We start from the raw sequence: 22,454 nt of genomic DNA, 5'->3' as shown, positions 1-22,454 counted from the left end.
AAACAAAAGACAAGATTTAAAAAAATCTTGTCTTTTTATTATCTAAAAGTTAAATCGCTAGCAGCATGATTATTTTCTAGTCCCCATTGCTGCAAATTATATTCGATAACACTTTTTCGCTTACCTGATAATAAGAAGAAAGCAAAAGCCAAATAGATCAAAGTGGTAATAAAGAGATATTCCCAGTCAAAGATATGGGGTACTGTCATAACTGTTGAGCCAGTAGCTAGGAAGGCTAGTATATCATAAACTGCATGATAGCCCAAATTAACCAAAAAAGAACCTGTATATAAATAAACTGCAGCAAAAACAATACCTGCGGCAAACGCATTAATCATTTGTAAAATTGTGGCAGAGAGTGGTTGCATTAGTGCGTTAGTAAGATGAATTGAACCGAAAAGCAAACCATCCAGTAATACTGCCAATAAAACTTGATTTTTAGAATTTTTAAATATTTTGAGTAATATACTTAAAACACAAAAACGCATTAACCATTCTTCAGCTACACCAGCTTCTATGCCCTGACAAATATACTGAGTTACGTGTTTTGTTGTTATATGAAAATCCCAGCGTGTTAGCAATTGTCCTAAATTATCTGCAGCATTAAAAGCATTAATTAGGCAGTCAGCAATAATAAAAATAAATATAACCGCAAGAACTGAATACTTAGCTCTTGGACTTATTCTCAAACTCGGATTTTTATAATGCCAGCTTTTCATTACAACAATTGATGAAATCACAAAACAAATGCTACCTGTGATTCCTATGGTGTTGAGAACTTGAAGCCAAGAATGGCTATCCATAGTTAAAATTTCAGGTAGCGAAACAATCAAACTTGCAAACAACAATAAAGTTATGATCTGGCCAATCGGATTCTTTATTTTGCCCCATGCCAGTTCCGCCATTGGAAGAAGCATAATGAGTTCATACAGGGTAAGGAGAATTAATAAAAAGATCGCATTCTTATTATTCAAAATTTTGATGAATGCTGCTTCCAAAGTGAGTAGTACAAAAAAGCATAATAATATATTGACAGACTGAAAATAATGATTAAAATAAACCAATTTTCTTTCAGGATGTTTTTCATATAAAAGGGTTAGTTGCAATAGAACCAGTATGAACAAAATTGGCAGAACTATTATTGCTCCTAGTCTACTCTTGGTCAGGGGTTTGATTTTAAAAATAGCACAAATGCCACAATAATCAGAATTTCTTGGACTATTATTTGTCCTAAATGCCAACGCTTAATTGCTGGTTCAGAAAGCATTCGATACTTCTTAAAATAATTCATCCCGTTTACCGTCCAAGATATGCTCATCAATATCTTCGTTAAAGTATACCAACAAGTCGCGGTCAAAATTATATGCTAATTTATGTTGGAAAAGTTCTTCTTTAGTCATCCACGTCAATTTGCCTTCTCTTGAGGCTTTGACTGTGCCAGTGAATTCAGTCGCTATATAAAAAAGAACAAGATAGCGGTGATCATTTTCATCATAAAATTGCTTAATGCCACATAGGCGAGGGTTTTTGATATCTAAATTTGTTTCTTCCTTAACTTCTCTCACCACTGAGTCATGAAAAGTTTCATGATCTTCAACATGGCCTCCTGGAAAAGTAAGTCCTGGCCAATAGGGATCATTGCGATCCAATACTAAGATATTATTGTTTTTTTTAATCATACACATATTCGTTAAAGTAACTGGTTCAGTTCTATCCATTAAGTAAAAAATCTCTTTCTTTTAAATCTTATTATCAATTATAAAATAGCAATTTAGAAAGAAAAAGAAAATTTTTACACTTTGTTTTAATATAGCAAGCAATGATTTTTGCTTTAGTTCTAAATGAAGCTAACAGATGTATCAGCGCTGTTAGACCGCCAAATTGCTTTAGAAACTAATAATAAGAGTAGCTAAATTTATTATTTTATTTTTATCTTATAAAAAGCATTATGCTAAAATTCTATTATAAAGAAAGTAGGATGAGGATGAATTTACGATTACGTACTTTAGCACAAATGGTTGATCAAGGAGCCCGTGTAGCAGACATTGGAACAGATCACGCTTATTTACCGATCCAATTAGTAAAAGATGGTAAAGTGGATTATGCTATTGCCAGTGATGTAGCAGCTGGGCCTTTAGAAAATGCTGAAAAAGATATCATTGCTGCTGGCTTAAAAAACAAAATTGAAACTCGTTTAGGATCTGGACTTGAAACAATTAGCGCCAAAGACAGAATTGATACAGTGGTAATTGCCGGTATGGGTGGCAAGTTAATGACCAATATTTTAAACGAAGCTTGGTCAAGAAATTTTCATTTTGCTACATTAATTTTGGAGCCTAATGTGGGGGAGCCGGGTGTGCGTGAATGGCTTTCAGCACATAAGTATCAAATTATTAACGAAAAAATTATCACTGAAGCCGGGCATATATATGAACTGATTAAGGCACAAGAGCTGGAAAATACTATCAGTTTAACTGATCGGCAAACATTTTTTGGACCTGAAATTCTAAAAGAAAAAAATCAAGTTTTTTATCAAAAATGGCGTGATCAATTAGCTTACCATCAAAGGCTGCTAACTAATTTAAATAAGGCCCAGGAAAAAGATGGGGCACATATTAAGCAAATTGAGTATGAAATAAAAATGATTGAGGAAGAAATAAATGACTAAAGTAGAGGATATAGTTGCCGTTTTAAGGCAACACTTTCCAGAAGAAATAGCTAGCCAAGGTGATCCAATTGGCATCCAAATAGGCTCACTTGAGCAAAATGTCACTAAAATAATGACCACCTTAGATGTCAGACCACAAGTGGTGGACGAGGCAGTGCAAAATGGTGTTGACTTGATTATCAGTCATCATCCCTTGATGTTTCGCCCCGCTGCAAACTTGGATTTTGCCAATCCCCAATATGCTATGTACGGTAAAATAATTGCTCATGGCATTACGGTCTATTCTATTCATACCAATTCAGACAAGGCTGAAGATGGCTCAAGTGATTGGCAAGCTGAAGAGTTAGGTTTAAAAGATGTTGAACCGTTTTGTCCAGACGATGATGGAATTGCCATAGGACGCAAGGGGAGATTGCTTCAACCACTATCTGCCGAAGAATTTGCTTATTACGTCAAAGACAAGATGCAGGTAAAAATGGTAAGATTAATTACTGCTGATAATCAGCAGACTATTTCTTCAGTTTGTTTTATCTGCGGTGATGGCGGCAAATATTGGCATCAAGCAGTAGAAGAGAATATTGATGCTTTTATTACAGGAGATGTTTATTACCATACGGGCCACGATATGATTTCTGCCGGTCTGACGGTAGTTGATCCGGGTCACTACACTGAAAAGATTTTTAAAGAAAAAATTTATCAAAAGTTGCTTGAATGGAATAAAAAACATTCTTGGAATGTCGAAATTACCCAATCTGAAGTATCAACTAACCCATTTCAAGATTTATTTTAATTAAGGAGATAAGATGGAGTATCCAAATTTATTACCAAGATTTTTAAAATATGTCAAAGTTAATTCACGCTCTGATGAGCATTCAGACAGGTTTCCTTCAACTAAGCGTCAAGAAGATTTTCAAAAACAGGTTATTTTACCTGATCTCGAAGAGCTTGGCCTGAAAGATGTGCATTATAATCAAAAATCAGGGTGTGTTATTGCCGAAATTCCAGCTAATGTAGATTATGATGTACCTGTAATGGGACTTCTAGCACACTGTGATACCGCAGACTTCAATGCGGAAAATGTCAAACCGCAAGTTCATGAAAATTATGACGGCAAATCAAAAATTCGCCTTGGAGATTCCGAATTCTATTTAGATCCTGCGGAATTTCCTAACTTAAGAAAATATGCTGGCCAAACTATTATTACGGCTTCAGGTGACACCTTATTAGGTGGGGATGATAAATGTGGGGTAGCAGAATTAGTTACATTAGCAGAATATCTGTTAAACCATCCTGAAATTAAACACGGCAAAATTCGCCTTGGTTTTACTCCAGACGAAGAAATTGGCATGGGGGCCCAGCATTTTGATATTGATGAATTTGGGGCAGATTTTGCTTTCACGGTTGATGGCGGAGCTCCTGGTAAGTTAGATTGGGGCACTTTTTCTGCTGCTACTTTCACGCTTGATATTCAAGGAGTAAATGTGCATCCTTCTGTGGCAAAAGATCAGATGATTAATGCTATCCAAGTTGGCATTAACTTCCAAAATCAGCTTCCACAAAACGAAGTGCCTGAAAAAACGGCGGGCAGAGAAGGCTTTTATCATCTTACCAATTTTACTGGTACAGTTGATAACGCACAAATGGAATACATCGTGCGCGACTTTGAAAGAGATGGTCTGGAAGATCGTAAAAATAAAGTTAGATCTATTGTCAATCAAATGAATGAGGATTTCGGGACTGAGAGAATTAAGCTGAACATGAGAGATCAATATTACAATATGGCTGATATTCTTAAAGATCACATGGAGATTGTTAATTTGGCAAGAAAAGCATATAAGGCAGAAGGCTTAACAATCAATGAAGATCCAGTAAGAGGAGGAACTGATGGTTCACTTCTGACTTATAGAGGCTTACCTTGTCCGGATCTTTTCTCTGGTCAAGAAAACATGCACGGACGATTCGAATACACGGTATTGGAGTCTATGGCAAAAGCAGTAGATGTCATGATAAAAATGGTACAAATGAATGCTGCCGCTAACAAATAGTGAAACAAAAAAGGGTCTTTTTATGACTGTTTATAAAAAAATTAAAAGTTAAAAGCTTGTTCTGATAAAGGAAATTAAGCTTATAAAAGGTTAGCAAAATTATGCACAGTTATTAAAAATATGCTAACGAGCACCTAAAATCATTATCAAAAATGGTTTTAGGTGCCTTTTTTATTTCTTGTAATATTAACAGGCAAGATGTGGAACATTTAAATTATTCTAAGACTTTTGATTAAAAATAAATTTGCCAAAAAATAAAATTTATTTTATTATACTAGTGTACTACATATGTAGTTCACTAGTATAATAATTTTTAGTAAGGATGATTAAGAGTGAAAAATATTTACGCACTACAACTGGATAATGTTAGTACATTTATTGGCAAAACTGTGCTAGTCAAAAATGCTACTTTTGAAGTTAAACCAGGTGAAATAATCGGTTTGATAGGTCCTAATGGGGCTGGGAAAACCACCATTATGAAAACTATCCTGGGTTTAATGAAATTCAAAGGAAAAGTTGTAGTTAATGGACAAGAAGTTTCTGAAAATGATCATCAGACTTTAGATAAGGCAGGTGCGTTAATTGAACACCCTGCTATTTACCCATTTCTTACTGGTAAACAAAATTTAACTCTTTATGCTCATGACCAAAAAGATATGGTAAGTTTGATTTCTGATTTACAAATGGGTTCCTATATTAATAATAAGGCTAAAGGGTATTCTCTTGGTATGAAGCAAAAATTAGGAATAGCAATCGCCTTACTAAATCAACCTCAAATTGTAATTCTTGATGAACCAATGAACGGACTGGATATTGAATCAACTATTAGAGTAAGAAAACTAATCAAAAGGTATTCTGACCAAGGAACAGCTTTTTTAATCTCAAGTCATATTTTAAGTGAATTACAAAAAGTAATGACGAGAGTTGTCTTAATCTCTGGGGGACAAATCATATTGAATAAAGAAGTTGCAGAATTTGAAAAAATTAGTCACCAAAAATACCATTTGACTACTGAAAATAATAAACTTGCAAAAAAGATTTTTGCTGCTTACCAGATCACGTTTACAGAAAATGAAAAATATTTGATAGTAAGTCAAAACGACATATACAAAATACAGGATCTGCTTTTTAAAGAAGGAGTTCATTTAAAGGAGATGTTGCCTCTTGAGGCCAACCTTGAACAGATTGTAGTTGATATTTTGGCGGAAAAGAGGATTTAGCTACCATGAATACAAGTTTTAAACGGGAAATCTATAAGTTTAGCCATGAAAACATCGCTTTGTATGGTCTGATTGTTCTCATTGTAACAATGATTTACAACTTTTTTACTAAAACTATTACGGTCCAATCCCTTAGCTACGGATTTGGTGCAATTGAGTGGATTCCTTTAATAGTTATTACCGTAGCATCTGCAATTTTTTCAATGGAATACAAGAATAACACGATTATCATGCTGGAGTATAAGACTTCACACAAATTTCAAATTTATTTTGCCAAGTTTTTGGTTGTCTTAGTCTATAGTTTTCTCCTAACAGTGATTGCATTTCTACTTACCTTGATGTTAAGCATGTTCTTTAATAACGTCAGATATGATTGGTTAGTTACCAAAAATGGTAATAATCTTTTAAATGGTCTATTAGCTAACCTGGCAGGAGCATTGATTTATTCCTTTTTTAGCATTGGTTTATCCTTTATGCTCATTATGCTGGTTAAAAATAATGCCGTAGTAGTTTGTTTTGGAATTGTACTAGCATTTTTTGGTGCCAGTTTTTCGAGGGGATTAATGCAAAGCTTTCCCAATTTTATAAGTACTATTAAATGGAATTTTTTAAATATGATTTTTATTTCCCAGCAATTATCAAAGCCAAGTCTTAGCTTAAAATCGCACTTATCAAGTCTTGAGCTAATTATAGCCAATATCGTTTACGGCATACTTTTTATGGTTCTAGGATATTATCTATTCAAACATCGACAAGTATAAAGAGAGGAGATCAACAAAATGATTTATAGTATTAAGCAAGAATTATATAAATTAGTGCACCGCAAAATTACTTGGATTGCAGCTATTATATTATTTTTTCTAATGCTTATTACCGGTTTTGCTTTAGCAGATGAAAGTAAAAAGCTAATTTTAACATTAACTTTTGATTCATCTGATTTCATAATGTTTATCCTAGTGATAGTAGGTGCCACCTGTTTTTCAATGGAATTTCAAAACAATACGATTTTGACACTTTTATATAAATCCTCAAATAAAATATATGTTTACTTATCAAAGTATATTGTTTTATTCTTATACAATGTTTTTCTGCATCTGCTAGCTCTTTTTTATACAATTTGTTTGCGCTATACCATATTTAATTACCAAGTTAACTGGTCAGCGTCATATCTATATCATCAGCCAGTATGGCTAAACATGATAACTGCTTCTCTAATAGATTTAGTTACTACAATGTTAATTATTGCTATTGTTTTTTTACTTTCGTGCCTAATTAATAGTAGTGCAATTGTAATTACAGCAAGCCTTCTAGTTACATTCATGGGTCAAAGTATTTCTTCAGACCTAATGAACGGAGGCAAACTGGTAAACATTATGAAATGGAACCCTTTTAATATGGTGGACTTAACCCGGCAATATGGTAATTATGGCATGTATGTTTTAACTACCCACCTTAACAACCAAGAACTTTTAGTAGGTAGTCTAATCTATATCTTTATTTTTATAATTGCTGGCTATTTTATTTTTCGCAGAAAAAGATTTTAAGTAAGTAATTGCATAACTTTTAAGTTTATTGTAATATTATAGTGTATTATAAATGTAATACAGTTAGAGGGGAAATATGAAGTTTAAAGATGATAGGCCGATATATGTTCAAATCCAAGAAAATTTATGTCGCCAAATAATTACCGGAAAACTTAAACCCAGTCAGAAAATTCCCTCTGTCCGTAATTTGGCAACCCATCTAATGGTCAACGTGAATACTATTCAAAAGGCGCTCAGGCAAATGATCATATCGGGGCTTTTAATTACTAAAAGAGGAGAGGGTAATTTTGTGACTAATGATAAAAAATTACTGGAAAAAATTAAAAGAGACATTATCAGATCTGAACAAAGTAAATTTGTGCATAATATGAAGGACTTAGGAGTTTCAGCGCGACAGCTTAATTTAATTTTAACTAAACACTTAAAGTAGGGAGTAAAAAATGGAAAATCTATTGGAAATAAGAGATTTAACTTACAAAAAAAATTTAAAAACAATTTTGGATAACATCAATTTAAATTTACAACCGGGAAAAATTGTAGCCCTTCTAGGTGAGAATGGTGCTGGGAAGACAACTTTAATGCGCATCATCAGCGGCATGGCCAAAAATTACCACGGGACAGTTACTATTTCAGGTGAGAGCAATGTTGCAGAAAGAAAGGCACATCTGTCATTTACTGATGGATTATCTGGTTTTGCTAATTCAACGAAAATCAAAGAAATTGTTAAATTTTATGAGGTCATCTATCAAGACTTTGATCAAAATCAATTTGAACAGTTACGTCAGTTTATGAAATTAGATTCAGAGATGCGCTTATCTGAAATGTCCAAAGGAATGAAAGAAAAGTTAATCATTGCCCTGGCATTTTCGCGCAAAGTTGACCTTTATTTATTAGATGAGCCCTTTTCGGGGATAGATGCCATGGCGCGCAAAAAAATAATTAATTCGATCATTTTATGGAAACCGGAAAATTCAACGATTCTTGTTTCAGATCATTTTGTCAACGAAATAGCCAGTATGCTTGATGAAATCGTCATTATTAAAGACAAAACCATTTACACGCACAAATCTACTGAGGAGATCCGCGAGCATCATAAAAGTGTTGAAGATTATTATGAAGGTTTATACGATGCGGAGGAGGAATAATGAACGTTTTCAATCATTTGTTTGAAAAGTTACTGCAGAAAAAAGCCAAAAATGTTTATCTTTTAGTTATTCTGCAATTCATTAGTTCTCTAGCTTCAGCATTCTTTACTTATTTTAGTTTTTATTCTGGCAGATTTCACTTTAATTCGAACAATAATCTCGAGTTTTTACCAGGATGGATGGCACTGTTTGCATCATTAACTTTCTTGTTCGGACCGATTTTGTTCATTTTAACTGTAGTTGAAAATGAACGGTTAAATAGAAATCAAACCTGGCGTTTAGCACCAATCAGTGATGGCAAGTTTTATGTTGCCAATATCTTAAGTTCATTTGTTTCATTGGTTTATTTTGTGCTCTTAGATGTGTTAATTGCAATTTGTTTTTTATTTTTATCAATATTTACTAATTCTAAATTTGGCAAAAATTTACAGATTGAAGTTGATTTAAACAGTACTGCAATTTTTGATTTTATTGGCATTATGTTACTACTAATTCTTACTTGTCTTTTTCTTTACTTTTTGGTTAGTTTTCTTAACTTTTCCAGTCAAGCAATCTTAGACTTTTTACCACATGCATCAAGTCATATTCTAATTTCTTTCGTGCGCATATTTATAATTATCGTCTTGGTAGGATTACTAGTTAGGCTCTATAGTGTCTTTGCAAACTATATTATCAATATACTTTTACTAAGATCTACAGGTCTTGCGGGATTGGAATCCGTTGTATTAATGATGTTTATTATTGATTTAATAATACTTGGCATTAACGTCTTCTTAATCAATCACTTTTTTGAAGCAGGAGAGAAGTAAAACCTAATACTGTTTCATTGTTTTCAAAGGAGAAGGGAAAAGCATGACCTCTTTTAAAAATTTATTTGGCAGATTCTTTGTAGAAAAAGCCAAGAAAGTTTATTCATTTTTAATTATACAATTAGTTGGTGCCTTAGCATTTTCTGTTTTTGGGCTGCTGATTGGTACAGGTGAGTTTGGTGAATTTTTAAATCTTTACACTGAACTTTTACCTGATTGGCTAATGGGTTTTTGTCTATTGAGTGTCTTTTTTATCATTTTCTTTTTTATTTATATGGCTGTCAAAAATGAGCGAATTAATCGGAGTCAAACTTGGCGTTTAACTGCAATCACTGATGAAAAATTTTATATTGCTAATAGTTTAAGCTCGTTTATTACTTTTTTCTATTTCATTTTTCTTGACATTATTGTTGCAGGGATCTTACTAATTGTTTCATTTTTTATGGACAAGGCTTTTCGTAAATCATGCGAAAGAATGTTTAAGCAATTTAGACCAAATTTTGATCTGAATACAATTCGTTTAATTTTTGATATCATGTTACTCTTACTTTTATGTTGCCTTTTCATTTCGTTATTGATCAGCTTTTTAAATTTTTCCAGTAAAGCGATCATGGATTATCTTCCTGTAGCTTCAAACGGATTAATTGTCAAACTATTACATATTTTTATTGTTATCGTAATAGCCTGGCTTTTTACCAAAGTAGAAAAAATTTTTGTCGACCAATTTTTAGGCAGCCTTTTGCATTTTTTAAACTTAAATCCGGCTTACAACAACACTTTACCCTATCTTAATTTAATTGTTGTAGTTGTTAATTTAATAATGTACGTTATTAATATCTGTTTATTTAAGTATTTCTTTGAAGCAGAGTAAATAAAGTAGAGGCATAGTACCAATTTATATCAGTGACAATTTGTCATCGAGCAAAAATAAAAAATAAGGGGTCCCAAATGACAGAATTTAGCAGACTATTTAATAGACTATTTAAAATTAAAATTAAAAAATTACACATATTACTTTTTTTCCAGATAATTGCAGCTCTTGCATGTGCCTTTTTTACATATTATGAAGTAATCAATTGGCATATCCGCAAAAATCCCCAAAACAATGTCGGAATTTTACCGGAATGGGCATTATATTTTGTCTTCTTGGCCTTTTTTGTTATCTTTTTTGTTTATTTTATTACGCCATTACAGAGCGAGAAATTTAACCGCAGTCAAACTTGGCGCTTAGCAGCCATAAGCGATGGGCAATTTTATCTTGTTAATGTATTAAGCACGTTCGTATCTTTTATTTACTTTATTGTACTTGAATTCGTCACAGTAATGATATTACTGTTTTCATCGTATCTGACCGATAAGCCTGTTGTATACTTTTTCCGCGATTTATTAAAAAGAATTCAACGCAATCTTGACATTAATGTATTCTGGATAATACTTGGTACGATCGTTTTAGCTATTTTAAGTTGTTTCTTTTTATATTTTGTTATCAGTTTCTTTAATTTTGCCAGCCGCGCAATACTAGATTTTGTCCCTGCAAACATTAATGGCGCAGTTGTGAAAGTATTACACATAGTCATAATCTTCGGCTTAATCTGGTTTTTCTTTAAAATCCAAAATATCTTTGTTTACCAAGTTCTTTTATCAGTGATTCATCCGACTAATTATGGACTTAATCTTTCTAGTAGTTTACCTTTTGCAATTTTGGCAAACGCAATTAGCGATCTTATTTTATTAGGCAGCAATATTTTCCTAATTAATCATTTTTATGAAGCAACTGAACATAAGTAGGGTTACTAATAAAAAGTAGAAACTTACCAACTATTTACAAAAAGTAGTTTAACTACAATAATTAAAAGGTTTGCGGAAAAAATCAATCTAGTTTATGATAGTGTATTATAGGTGTATTACGGCCAAAGGATGGTGGACCTGTGGAATTTAAAGATAACATTCCCATTTACTTACAAATTAAGCAATACCTATATCGACAAATAATTACCGGTAAATTAAAGCCAGGTAAAAAAATCCCTTCTGTACGTGAACTGGCAGTGCAGCTCACTGTTAATGTCAATACCGTGCAACGTGCTTTACAACAGATGAATTTTGAAGGTATTTTGTACACCAAGAGGGGAGAAGGTAATTTTGTCACTGAAGATACTACTTTACTTGATAAAACAAAAAGGGAACTAATTAATGCGGAACTAGATAAGTTTGTACATAGTATGAATTCTTTAGGAGTATCTGACGAACAAATTCTCAAATCTTTATCTGAATATCTTAAAGAGGAGCGTGAATAATGGCAAACCCTTTAGAAATAACCGATTTGGTTTACAAAAAGAACCAGAAAAAAATTATTACTGATTTAAATTTAACACTCAAACCGGGAAAAATTGTCGCTCTTTTGGGCGAAAACGGTGCAGGTAAAACCACATTGATGAGAATTATTAGCGGAGTTGCCAAAAATTACCATGGCACGGTAAAAGTTGCAGGCTTTGCTAAGGAGGCTGAAAGAAAGGAACATCTTTCTTTTACTGACGGTTTAACTGGATTTTCTAACTCCGTTAAAATTAATGAAATCGTCAAATTTTACCAAATTCTATACCATGATTTTAGTCTAAAGCAATTTGTGCAGTTAAGAAAATTCATGAATTTAGCTTCTGATCTGCGCTTATCTGAAATGTCCAAAGGAATGAAAGAAAAGCTGATAATTGCTCTAACTTTTTCTAGAAAAACCGATTTATATCTTCTGGATGAACCTTTTTCCGGCATTGATGCTATGGCTCGTAAAAAGATTATCAAATCGATCATCTTATGGAAGCAAGAAAAGTCCACAATTCTAATTTCTGACCATTTTGTCAATGAAATTGCGGCCGTTCTCGATGAAGTTGTCATTATTAAAAATAAAACTGTCTGTATGCAAAAGTCTACTGAAGAAATTAGAGCGGATAACCAAACAGTAGAAGATTTTTATGAAAGCTTTTACCAGAGAGAGGAGGAGGAATAATGGCAATTTTTAATCGTTATTTTACCGTACTCTTTAGGTTAAAAACTAAATGGATTTCTCTTCTGTTAATTATCCAGACTGTTGCCTCATTTGCGATGACTTTTTTCAATTTTAATAACGGCCACGTTTATATCAACAGACAAATTTTTTCTAACTTTTTTACATTATGGCTAGCTATTTTTATTGTACAAGCATGGCTGTTCACTGGAATCTTTTATTTAACTACCTGTTTTCAAAATGAAAGGGTGAGTGGTAACCAGACTTGGCGCTTAATACCAATTGATGATAAAAAGTTCTACTTTGATAACATTTTAAGTTCATTTGCTGCTTTACTTTTCTTTGTGATATTAGAAATTATCTGCACATTAATTTTAAGTGTTGTAACTTTCACTTTTGATAGTCAGTTTCATAGCTCCCTAATCGAATTGTTTGCTGATATTGGCAGAAATTTGCAACAAGTTGACTTGGAGATTATGTTTAATTTCTTTGGTGCACTTATGATGGTTATTCTTTGCGCATTTTTTGGTTACTTCATTATCAGCTTTTTAAATTATTCTAGTCGTGCACTTTTAGACTTCCTGCCGCAAGCGCTCAGCAAAGCTTATTTTCGAATAATTGCCGTTTTAGTCATTATTTTAGTTGCCTGGCTTGCAATCAAAGCCAGTAACATTGGCCTACAAATAATTTCGTTTCCGTTTAGGTTTATGATGGGAGAAACCACAGGTACAAATGATGATTTAGCTATTGCATTATTATTAATGCTTCTAATTAACATATTGTTTTGGTTTTTTGATACCATTCTTTTCAGTAAGTTTTTTGAGGCAAGGGAAGGCAAATAAAAATAGGCATACTAAAAGACGCTAAAAAATTTTTTAGCGTCTTTTTAACAGCCAAAAAGAAACCATGAGACAAATAATAAAAATGTTAAACCAGATAAAAGACAAAAGGCGATATAGTCTAAGCAACAATGCTTTTAGTTATTAAAGTTGTCAAAAGTAGAATATTTCTGCAACTAGTCCTATAATGAGCATTCTTCTAAATTTACTAAAAATAAAAGCCTGCAATTAACTAAGACGAATTGCAGGCTATACTTATAACTAACTTTTTAATGATTCGCAGCAAGGTAATCATACAGCTGATTAATTTCTTCAGGAGTAAATTCACCTTCACTAGTTTTCATCGCATGAATCTTTTCAACTGACAAATGACTAGCAAAAGCTAAATCCGTATCAGTAACATGATGTTTGACTTGAAAGTCAATAATTGCATCGGATAATTCTTCTAACTGCTGATTCATTTTAAATTCTCCTTTACAATTTATTTTAACGGAAAAATACTAAAATTCAAAGAAAATTAAAGTTAAAAACCTTGAATTTTATTAAATGGCCAATACCTGAATTTGACTTTACCAATCAGATTCTGTCTTTTAACAGGTCCAAACATATGCGAATCCTTAGATATATCGCGGTGATCACCCATTACCCAATAATAACCCTTAGGGACTTTATAAGTAAAATTGGTCGTATACGTCTGTCCTTGAGCATTATTAGCTTTTTTAAAATGATTTTCTAGATAAGGCTCAGGTAAGAGCTTACCATTGACGTACATCTTATCATTCTTGGAAACCAGCTTATCACCCGGTAAACCAATGATGCGTTTGATGTAATAAGCACCAGGGGTGTCATTTGCGGCTTTTGGAGCAAGCAGCACTACCACGTCATTGCGCTTGGGAGTGAAATGGCGGACAGCGATTAAACGATCATTATCTTCAAACGTTGGTTGCATCGATGGCCCTGAAACTCTATCATTAGAAAGTACGAAATGGAATAAAACAAAGAAAACTCCCAAAATTACTGCCATCATTATGACAACATCAAGAATAAATTTGCCTAAGCTTTCTTCCTCTTCGTCTTGGTTTTTTGTAACTTTTTTTGCCATAAAATATTCTCCTTTTTCATGTTACTCTTTATTATAACTGAAATCTGGTCGTTTGAATGTTAAAATCATTATAGGTATTTGATAATGACAGATTTTTTAAGTAAAATTAACCAATTGGATGCCAGACTTATTATTGAGTCTGTGCATCAACAAGTAGAGGAAATTAATAATATTGTTGCTACCATAAGGCAAAAGCAGGTTTTAAAAAGAGCACCAGAAAAGCTGGGGTTTTTACCCGATATTGCTGAGGAAATTTGCCACAAATTTAATTCTAGGGATCAAATAGAAGATTTTAAAACGATTAATCGGCTGCTAAATAATACCCGGCAATTTTTAGCAATTAAGTTTGGCCTATGGTCAATTCCAAATCTAGAAACAGCCCAAGTAATTAAAGATCAGCTAAAAGTTAACACTGGGTTAGAAATAATGGCAGGTAACGGCTATTGGAGTAAATCTTTGTCACAAGTAGGCGTTAAAATGACGGTCACGGATAATTTTAATTGGTCAAAGACTTCAAACACTGGCGTTAAAGCATTTGTGCCTGTTAGTAATTATGATGCTGTAACAGCTGTAAATCAATTTAATGATGTCGATTTAATAATTTGCTCCTGGGCACCTAATTTTGGCAACAGTGATGAAAAAGTCGTTAACGCTTGGCAAAAATTAAATTCTGCCACACATTTATTGTTTGTAGGTGAAAGAAATGGTGTGACCAACTCTGCAAGTTTTTGGCAAAAGGAGCCATTTCTTCATTCAAAGGAACTAAGGCTAATCAACCAGACATTTACAAGTTTTGATTTTATTGATGAACAAATTTTTGAGATAGCACATGAAATTTAAAAAAATAATTTTAGTTATTATTATATTTTTATCGTTTCTAGGAATTGGCAGTATGCTGTCAAACGTTCAGTCACGAGAAGCGGATCAACTACTTGAGGCATATGGTCTAAGTAATAATACCCGCTACATTGAAATAAAAAATAAGCAAAATGTTAGATCTTTTTTGCTATTTTTGCAAAAAAAATATCCCCGTAATAAAATTCAAGTTCATATGACTTGCAAATCTAAGAAAAATCAAACTCTGGTGTGGTCAAATCATGATGTATTAAACCTACCGACTGAATCTGGCAGATATTTTACCAAAGATGATTTTAAAGGGCGGGTTTCTTTTGCTGTACTGGGATTAAATGCTAAAGTCCCTACATATAAGGTGCAAGGAAACGAATATGTTTATTTGAATAAAAAATATTACACGGTTGTGGGTACTTTAAAACATTATCGCCAAATGAAGCAGGATAGTTATTATCTTAGTACTAGTCCCAAACAGCCAACTGGAAAATTCAAATTACGTGATTATCAAATTATAATAGATAGTTCAAATAAAGTAATTCGCCAAATTGCCAAACATTATGGGGTTAAGGCTAAAATACCGCTTTTTGTGAAAAACCACCAAATACATCAGTTTTCAATCATTAGGGAAATTACATTTATCATAATCTTCTTGTTAATTGCTTCATTTAGCAATTTAGTTTTAGCTTTTATAGATTGGAAAACGGTTAAGTCAACTCACTTAAAGGGCAATTTATTGCGTAATTGGTTAATAAATCACGGTATCAGAATTTTATTGATTGAAGTATTGGTAACTATAAGTGCATATTTCTTCTTGATATGGCGAACATTTTTATCAAAGCCGCAGCATTTAATCTGGCTCCTTACAGGCTGCTGGATCATCATTTCTATTATATACAGCATATGCATCTTGCATTTATCACGAAAGGATCAAAATAATGCCTAAACTGCCTGAGGATTTTAAGGAAAAATATACTAGGTTATTAGGAAAAAGTCGAGCACAGCAGTTTTTCAATTCAATTAATGATAGTCCCAAAAGTGCATTTCGCGTTAATTCATTAAAAGAAAACCACTGTCTTTCTTGTGATCCAAAAAAAGAAGTTTCAGGCATACCCCAAGCCTATTATGGTAAAATCAGTGGTCAAGATCCAGCCTGGGTAAGTGGAGCTGTTTATTCACAGGAACCCACGGCAATGTTTCCAGCATTATTTGTTGAAGCGCGTCCGGGACAAAAAGTGCTTGATTTATGTGCCGCACCAGGTGGCAAGAGTACTGCAATCAGCGAACAGCTAAAGGGTGAAGGACTTTTGGTTGCAAATGAAATTTCACACGCTAGAGCAAAAGTATTGCGCGAAAATCTTGAACGTTGGGGTACAACAAATTCTTTAATTGTCAGCGAAAAGCCAGAAAAATTAGCACAGTGTTTTCCTCATTATTTTGATAAAATTTTAGTTGATGCGCCTTGTAGTGGCGAAGGTATGTTTCGTAAGAACCCTCAGGCTATTAAGTATTGGTCACAAAATTACGTCATGCTTTGCCAAAAACGGCAAAAGGAAATCTTAAATGCGGCAGTCAAAATGTTAAAGCCAGAAGGAGAATTAGTCTATTCAACCTGTACATATTCTCCAGAGGAAAATGAACAAATAGTTTCGTGGCTAACGCAAAAATTTAATTTGACTATTATGTCACTAAACGTAAAAACGCACGCTATTGCTCATGGACACCCTGAATGGGCTGACAATAACCCTGATCTCATTAAGACAGTACGATTTTGGCCTACAGCTGAACTAGGTGAAGGGCAATTTGCTGCAAAATTAAAATTATCACCAAACGTGGTGGTTCAAGCCAAAATCTCGCCAAATCAAAAAAAGAAGAAAAAAATAAGGCCTCAAAAAGAAGCTCTAACTAAATCTGAAATTCAATTAATAGCGGAAGTACTAGATAAATTTAGTTTACCAGCAGCAATAAAAAATTGGCGGTTAAATAGTCGAGTACGTAATAATCACGTTTTTATACCGGCATTATCAGATAGTGCGAATCTTCATTTGCAGATACTAGCAAATGGCGTTGAACTGGGTGTGTTAAAGAAAAACCGTTTTGAACCCGGACATCAATTAGCCATGGTGTTAGCAGAACAGAAACAAAACAGAGTAGTTGAACTAAGCAGGGAAAGCTATTTAAAATATTTACACGGAGAAACATTAAAAACGCAAGCTAACGAAACAGGTTTTGTTTTGGTCAGCTACAAAAATTTCATTTTAGGTTTTGGTAAAATCAGCAATCATATTATTAAGAATTATTATCCTAAGGGACTACGAGTTTAATAGAAAGAAAAAAAGAATGATTAAACTAATCGCTACAGATATGGACGGAACTTGGTTAACAGATCAGAAAACGTATGATCAGGAATTGTTTTTGCAAGAATTTCAGATTATGCAAAAAAAGGGAATTAAGTTTGTTGTTGCCAGCGGAAATCAGTTTGAAAATTTATATTCGCGATTTCCACAAGTGGCCAATCAGCTATTCTACATAGCGGAGAATGGGGCACTAGTAGCACAAGGCAAGCAGGTAATTCACGTTGATTGTCTTTCTGAAAAGGACTGGCAAACAATCATGAAGATAATTCAGGAAAGTAATGAAAAAGTCACGGTTTCGGGTCTTGCCAGCGCTTATATTTTAAAAAAAGATGGACCTGAGTACGCTAAAGAACTAAAAAAGTACTATGAAAAACTGACAGTTGTTGAGAGTTTTAATCACCTTGATGATCAAATCTTCAAGGTTACGTTTGATGTTGCTGAAAATAAAATGCCGCATCTTTTAGAAAAATTAAGACGTAATTATCCTGAAATTGACTTTGTTTCTGGCTCTTCTTCATCGATAGATATGTCAACAAAAGGTATGAATAAGGCAAAGGGCTTACAGTTTTTAAGTAGTAAATTCAAAATTAATCCTAAAGAAATGGTAACTTTTGGTGATAGCGGCAATGACGTGGGGATGCTAAAATATGCTGGCACCAGTTATGCCACAGGAACAGCACTTCCCGTGGCTAAGAAGGCTGCTACTCACATTATCGGCTCAAGCAATGACAGCGCCGTTCAAAAAGAGATATGGCGTCTATTAAATCAAAAAAACAAATAACTAATCATATGTAAGACAATAGTTATTTGTTTTTTTATAAGAACCTATAATAGCTGATCAATGGCTATTTTCAATGGTAAATCATAATATTTTTTAATCTCGTTTAACTTTGTTAAATCATTTTGACCATAAATAGCTAACAGATTAGCAAGTTCTTCTTGCCATTCTAAAATAAGATTTTGCAAATAATTAACATCATGTTTGATTAACGCTTGCAAAAAAACATTTGATATACCAATAGCTTTTCCACCTAGACATAATCCCTTAAAAACGTCCAAAGGATTACGCACGCCACCTGAAACAATAAAATCAACCTGCTGTTTAGCAGCCATTAAGCTTGAAATGACAGTGGGTAAGCCGATATCACTCAGATAAGAAACATCATTGGTATTACGAGCATTTTCTATCTGGGCAAAATTTGTGCCCCCACTGCCAGCAACATCGAAAACTTTAAAGCCTTCATTTTTCAACAAATGAATTGTTCTTTCATCTAAACCAAAGCCGACTTCTTTAATGATAATTGGCACGGTTACTTTTTGACGCAATTTTTTTAAATTATTTAGCCAATAAAAGTCACGGTCTCCCTCAGGCATGGCTATTTCTTGCACTGCGTTCAAGTGAACTTGTAAAGCGTCAGCCTTTAATTCTGTGACTATTTTTTGTGCTTGTTCGGCCGCAGTTTTAGCATTTACATTTGCAATTAAAACGCCAGTGGGATCTTGCTGACGTGCAATCAAAAAGCTGTCACTAAGAGAAGGTTCTTTCGTCAAAATGCTGGCTGAGCCAAGTGCCAGAGCAATATTGGTTTTAGCGGCCACTTGTCCGAATTTCTTATTAATCAAATAGGATTTACGAGAACCACCGGTCATTGCATTAATAAAAAAGGGAGCTGCCACTTTTTTGCTAAACATTGTGGTTTGTATGGCTTTGACACTTACTTCAGTTTCAGGTAAGGCCGGCCGCACCAAATGCATCTGATCAAAACTATTTTGTTTATTATCTTGATAAAATTTTTGTGCTAAAACCAAATGTTCTTCTTTACGATTAGATCTAAGTGACATGTTCTTCCTCTAGTCTGCAACCCGAATTTGGTGAACGCGAAAGTCTAGCGGCATTATACCGTTTTGGCGCCATTTATCTTCAAGATAGGCAGTATCTGTATTTGTATCAGCGATTACAATACCACAGTCGCCATTACCGGCACCGGAAGTTTTAGCTGCTCCTCCAAATGACTCGGCGATATTAATCAGTTGGGAAAGTCGCGGAATTTCAATTGCAATCTGATTTATTTGAGCAAAATGTTGCAACAATTTGCGGTTAACTCGAATTTGCTTTTTTATTAACTGAATATCTTGTTGTTCAAATCCGGCAATCATCTTTAGTACACATTTACGCGAAAGCCTGAGAAATTCTTGATATTGTCCGTTTAAGGCAGCCTTATTGGCATTAGTTTCATCAACGAGCCGGGAAGTGGATGCAGGCTTTTGACTCCAGCCAATCATCAGTTTTAAGCCGGCGGGAGGGGTTAAAAGTTGTATCTTCAAACCAGGCCAGGCTTCATTGACCACTTCCGATAATGTTTTATGAGCCAGTTCATTAGCAAGCCATTGTTTATCAAAAGTCTGGTAAGCAATCCAGCCACCATAAACACTGGCTGCAATGTCACCAGCCGAACCGTTTCCTTGAACTGAGTAATGAGAAATGGCTGATAATTTATAAACTAATTCATTACTAAAAGCAACATTATAAAAACGCAAGATTGCTTTGACTGTGGCTACTGTAACTGCAGCACTGGAGCCCAAACCATATTTTTTCCCATCCGAAGAATCAAGATCTGAATTGACATATAAGTCATAGACTTTCATCTTGACTTTTTGTTCCAAGCAGAAACGTTCCGTGTATGAAATTGCAGCCAAAATATATTCGAATGGATTATCACGATTGTCAATAACCATTTTTGCGCCATTTCTAACCCAATGAATGGAGCTTTGAGAATATTGTTTAGAGTGGATTAAACCAGTTTTTGATTTCGACTTAATGATTGAAACACGAATAAATTGATTGACTGCGACTAAAATTGCAGGACAATCTTGTTCTAATACTGCGTACTCGCCAGCTATGTATAATTTTCCGGGTGCTTGTTCTGTTATCAAAAGAATTAAATCTCCTAATCAATTAATTTACATTAACTAGTTCAGACATGAAATACCTGGACCAAAACTTGCATTTATTATGTTAACATTATGGAATTCGGATACAAACCTCTTAGTAATATCTTTTACATTTTTTAATTGACTTAAGATTTTTATATTAGGTCCGGCATCTATTGTGAAGTAACATTCTATACCAAGCCTGCGCAAATCAGCTACTAATTTGATTGCTTTAATAGTTGCAGGCTCAAAATATGTAAAACCCGGTTGGGCAGTTAAATTAACAGCATGCATTTCACAGGCATTTAATTCTGCTAAACTACCCAGTTTTGAAAAATCATTTGCTTTGATAGCAGCAACCATCTGGGCCAACTCAGCTTGATTACGCTCAAGCCAGGGCCTGAAAAAAGGAGAGGTTTGCGCTTGTTTCATGCCCTGAGTAGAGGATAATTCTTTAGGATTTTTATTCAATTCAACCACCAATAGTTGTAAATCCATTTTAGGTTTTTCATCTAAAGCATAGGCATAGGATGATTCATTATCAGTACCTTTTTGCCAAATCGCAAAGCCGCCATATATTGACCTGCTGGCTGAACCTGAACCCCAACGAGCCAGACGGGAAAGTTCAACTGCTGACAAATTAATACCATAGTGCACGCAAAAGGCTCCGGCTAAGGCCGCAAAAGCAGAACTGGAAGAGGCCAGGCCTGCAGCTGTAGGAACGTGATTAACTGACTCAACCTTTAAATTACCCTTAACGTCAAATTTTTCTTGTAACAGTTTTAAAAAAGAAAAAACCCTTTGATAACTGTGTCCGCTTTGTTCAACGCCATTTAACCAAAACTGGTTTTTAGGACCTGCAGAAACTTTAGTATCAGTATAAAATTGATCAAGTGTCATAGACAAACTGGACATTAGTGGTAAACGCAGACTTTGGTTTGCTTTTCCCCAATATTTGATCAGGGCAATATTGGTATGAGCACGAACTGTTTTTTCCATAAATTAAATTTCCTCAATCCAACTATGTGCCACAATATTTTGACATTTATGCGCTATTTTCAGAGCATCATCCTCATTGCGACACAAAGCAATCACGATGCCGCCCAGTCCACTGCCAGACAATTTAAAACCCAAGGCCTCATTTGCGAGAGCTATTTTTTGTAGTTGATCAATCTTACCAGTTGAAAGGTTAAATGAATGCAATATTTCTTGAGCCCGATTAAAATATGAGCCTACTGTCGCTGCATCTTTATTTAACCAGGCAGTTTTAGTTTCATCAGCTAATCTACCTAATTGCTCAAGATTGCTTTGCGCTGTCGGGGATTCAGTTAGAAGCTTATGAACTTGAGTGACAGCTTTTTTCGTACTACCCAAATCACCTGTATCCATGATAAGTAAGGTAGCTTGTAATTTCGACCTTAGCGGCTTGGGACCATCTTTTTGATTAAAAAAGATGAGGCAATCAGAATTAACAGTGGCAGCATCAAGGCCCGATGCTTTACCATGGTTGATCATTTCTGCGTGGTTAGTTATATTAATAATTTCAGTTTCAGTTAAATTTAAGTGGAAATAATCATTCATTGCGCGTGTAGTCGCCAGCGCCACGGTTGCACTAGAACCTAAGCCGCGTTCAATTGGAATCTCTCCCGTATAGGTTATTTTAAGAGCTGCTTGACTTGCGGCTTTTTTTAACATTGTTTTAACTACATATTTTAAGCCATCATATTCATCCGGAGCCATAAAAAAAGGCCCCTGGTAATGAGCCGTATCCATCCACATTTTTTCAGATGGTTCTACAGTTGTTTTAATATGCAAAGAAGTGATTGGCAATGCCAAAGCATCATAGCCATAAACTACTGAATGTTCACCAATTAAAATAACTTTTCCGTGTCCTAAAAAACTTGATTTCATTTTATTTAAGATCCTTATTGTTTTTAAAAATTTTTA

26 protein-coding genes are annotated in these 22,454 nt (G+C 34.1%); 18 read left to right on the top strand and 8 right to left on the bottom strand.

The features are described 5' to 3' along the window. Positions 1–38: 38 nt before the first annotated feature. The gene (locus LDX54_RS05100; RefSeq protein WP_265666698.1) at positions 39–1,064 is read right to left on the bottom strand and encodes a CPBP family intramembrane glutamic endopeptidase; all 1,026 of its coding nucleotides are present in this window, start codon (positions 1,062–1,064) and stop codon (positions 39–41) included. 213 nt (positions 1,065–1,277) lie between these two features. Beyond that, positions 1,278–1,718, bottom strand: coding sequence for an 8-oxo-dGTP diphosphatase (locus tag LDX54_RS05095; protein ID WP_265666699.1), 441 nt, complete (start codon positions 1,716–1,718; stop codon positions 1,278–1,280). A 266-nt stretch (positions 1,719–1,984) separates the two neighbouring features. Between LDX54_RS05095 and LDX54_RS05090 the strand changes: the two genes are divergently transcribed. The 14 genes from LDX54_RS05090 (at position 1,985) to LDX54_RS05025 (ending at position 13,271) form a co-directional block, all read left to right on the top strand. Further along, positions 1,985–2,668, top strand: coding sequence for a class I SAM-dependent methyltransferase (locus LDX54_RS05090; RefSeq protein WP_265666700.1), 684 nt, complete (start codon positions 1,985–1,987; stop codon positions 2,666–2,668). Beyond that, positions 2,661–3,458, top strand: a complete 798-nt coding sequence (locus LDX54_RS05085) for a Nif3-like dinuclear metal center hexameric protein (RefSeq protein WP_122037609.1) — start codon at positions 2,661–2,663, stop codon at positions 3,456–3,458. The genes LDX54_RS05090 and LDX54_RS05085 overlap by 8 nt, the downstream gene beginning before the upstream one ends. 13 nt (positions 3,459–3,471) lie before the next feature. Continuing rightward, positions 3,472–4,713 carry a peptidase T gene (gene pepT, locus LDX54_RS05080; protein ID WP_198202501.1) on the top strand — a complete coding sequence of 414 codons (1,242 nt, stop codon included), beginning with the start codon at positions 3,472–3,474 and terminating at the stop codon, positions 4,711–4,713. Positions 4,714–5,045: 332 nt separating this feature from the next. Further along, entirely contained in the window at positions 5,046–5,933 is an 888-nt protein-coding gene (locus LDX54_RS05075; RefSeq protein WP_265666701.1) for an ABC transporter ATP-binding protein, read from the top strand. Positions 5,934–5,938: 5 nt separating this feature from the next. Then, on the top strand, positions 5,939–6,694 hold the full coding sequence (locus LDX54_RS05070) for an ABC transporter permease (RefSeq protein WP_265666702.1): 756 nt from the start codon (positions 5,939–5,941) through the stop codon (positions 6,692–6,694). A gap of 18 nt (positions 6,695–6,712) precedes the next feature. After that, complete coding sequence (locus LDX54_RS05065) at positions 6,713–7,477, top strand: ABC transporter permease (RefSeq protein WP_265666703.1); 765 nt, start codon at positions 6,713–6,715, stop codon at positions 7,475–7,477. Positions 7,478–7,553: 76 nt separating this feature from the next. Continuing rightward, positions 7,554–7,907, top strand: coding sequence for a GntR family transcriptional regulator (locus LDX54_RS05060; protein WP_265666704.1), 354 nt, complete (start codon positions 7,554–7,556; stop codon positions 7,905–7,907). A gap of 10 nt (positions 7,908–7,917) precedes the next feature. Beyond that, positions 7,918–8,622: an ABC transporter ATP-binding protein gene (locus LDX54_RS05055; protein WP_187157204.1), complete on the top strand. Its 705-nt coding sequence runs from the start codon at positions 7,918–7,920 to the stop codon at positions 8,620–8,622. Continuing rightward, complete coding sequence (locus tag LDX54_RS05050; RefSeq protein WP_110446106.1) at positions 8,622–9,431, top strand: hypothetical protein; 810 nt, start codon at positions 8,622–8,624, stop codon at positions 9,429–9,431. The genes LDX54_RS05055 and LDX54_RS05050 overlap by 1 nt, the downstream gene beginning before the upstream one ends. A gap of 43 nt (positions 9,432–9,474) precedes the next feature. Then, a complete protein-coding gene (locus tag LDX54_RS05045) occupies positions 9,475–10,302 on the top strand; it encodes a hypothetical protein (RefSeq protein ID WP_198202494.1) in 828 nt (275 codons plus the stop codon). Positions 10,303–10,379: 77 nt separating this feature from the next. After that, positions 10,380–11,219: a hypothetical protein gene (locus tag LDX54_RS05040; RefSeq protein WP_198202493.1), complete on the top strand. Its 840-nt coding sequence runs from the start codon at positions 10,380–10,382 to the stop codon at positions 11,217–11,219. Between the two features lie 140 nt (positions 11,220–11,359). Continuing rightward, positions 11,360–11,725, top strand: a complete 366-nt coding sequence (locus tag LDX54_RS05035) for a GntR family transcriptional regulator (protein ID WP_038522688.1) — start codon at positions 11,360–11,362, stop codon at positions 11,723–11,725. Beyond that, positions 11,725–12,432 (top strand): ABC transporter ATP-binding protein, encoded by a 708-nt coding sequence (locus LDX54_RS05030; RefSeq protein ID WP_265666705.1) that lies wholly within the window; start codon positions 11,725–11,727, stop codon positions 12,430–12,432. Before LDX54_RS05035 ends, LDX54_RS05030 begins: the two co-directional genes overlap by 1 nt. Next, positions 12,432–13,271, top strand: coding sequence for a hypothetical protein (locus tag LDX54_RS05025; RefSeq protein WP_265666706.1), 840 nt, complete (start codon positions 12,432–12,434; stop codon positions 13,269–13,271). The genes LDX54_RS05030 and LDX54_RS05025 overlap by 1 nt, the downstream gene beginning before the upstream one ends. A 266-nt stretch (positions 13,272–13,537) precedes the next feature. On the opposite strand, the gene LDX54_RS05020 is transcribed toward LDX54_RS05025, so the two are convergent. Then, positions 13,538–13,729 (bottom strand): LBP_cg2779 family protein, encoded by a 192-nt coding sequence (locus LDX54_RS05020; protein ID WP_265666707.1) that lies wholly within the window; start codon positions 13,727–13,729, stop codon positions 13,538–13,540. 62 nt (positions 13,730–13,791) lie between these two features. Further along, positions 13,792–14,370, bottom strand: a complete 579-nt coding sequence (gene lepB / locus LDX54_RS05015) for a signal peptidase I (RefSeq protein ID WP_110446101.1) — start codon at positions 14,368–14,370, stop codon at positions 13,792–13,794. Between the two features lie 84 nt (positions 14,371–14,454). Here lepB and LDX54_RS05010 point away from each other — a divergent pair, with 84 nt between their 5' ends. From LDX54_RS05010 to LDX54_RS04995, 4 genes are read left to right on the top strand one after another with little or no spacing between them, the layout of a single operon-like run. Further along, on the top strand, positions 14,455–15,210 hold the full coding sequence (locus LDX54_RS05010) for an SAM-dependent methyltransferase (RefSeq protein ID WP_265666708.1): 756 nt from the start codon (positions 14,455–14,457) through the stop codon (positions 15,208–15,210). Between the two features lie 52 nt (positions 15,211–15,262). Beyond that, entirely contained in the window at positions 15,263–16,165 is a 903-nt protein-coding gene (locus LDX54_RS05005) for a hypothetical protein (protein WP_233557715.1), read from the top strand. Further along, on the top strand, positions 16,158–17,543 hold the full coding sequence (locus LDX54_RS05000; RefSeq protein WP_265666709.1) for an RsmF rRNA methyltransferase first C-terminal domain-containing protein: 1,386 nt from the start codon (positions 16,158–16,160) through the stop codon (positions 17,541–17,543). The genes LDX54_RS05005 and LDX54_RS05000 overlap by 8 nt, the downstream gene beginning before the upstream one ends. 16 nt (positions 17,544–17,559) lie before the next feature. Then, positions 17,560–18,357: an HAD family hydrolase gene (locus LDX54_RS04995; protein WP_265666710.1), complete on the top strand. Its 798-nt coding sequence runs from the start codon at positions 17,560–17,562 to the stop codon at positions 18,355–18,357. Positions 18,358–18,401: 44 nt separating this feature from the next. On the opposite strand, the gene fni is transcribed toward LDX54_RS04995, so the two are convergent. Genes fni through mvk form a run of 4 tightly spaced genes read right to left on the bottom strand, consistent with a single transcriptional unit; the run spans position 18,402 to position 22,418 of the window. Next, on the bottom strand, positions 18,402–19,418 hold the full coding sequence (fni, locus tag LDX54_RS04990) for a type 2 isopentenyl-diphosphate Delta-isomerase (RefSeq protein ID WP_265666711.1): 1,017 nt from the start codon (positions 19,416–19,418) through the stop codon (positions 18,402–18,404). Between the two features lie 9 nt (positions 19,419–19,427). After that, a complete protein-coding gene (locus tag LDX54_RS04985; protein ID WP_265666712.1) occupies positions 19,428–20,510 on the bottom strand; it encodes a phosphomevalonate kinase in 1,083 nt (360 codons plus the stop codon). A gap of 36 nt (positions 20,511–20,546) precedes the next feature. Then, a complete protein-coding gene (mvaD, locus tag LDX54_RS04980) occupies positions 20,547–21,506 on the bottom strand; it encodes a diphosphomevalonate decarboxylase (protein ID WP_265666713.1) in 960 nt (319 codons plus the stop codon). A 3-nt stretch (positions 21,507–21,509) separates the two neighbouring features. After that, positions 21,510–22,418 (bottom strand): mevalonate kinase, encoded by a 909-nt coding sequence (gene mvk / locus LDX54_RS04975; RefSeq protein ID WP_265666714.1) that lies wholly within the window; start codon positions 22,416–22,418, stop codon positions 21,510–21,512. Between the last annotated feature and the right edge of the window lie 36 nt (positions 22,419–22,454).

Origin of the sequence: Lactobacillus sp. IBH004, from assembly GCF_026185255.2 — a bacterium.
Lineage (GTDB): Bacteria > Bacillota > Bacilli > Lactobacillales > Lactobacillaceae > Lactobacillus > Lactobacillus melliventris.
This window is presented reverse-complemented; position numbering and strand designations above follow the sequence as displayed.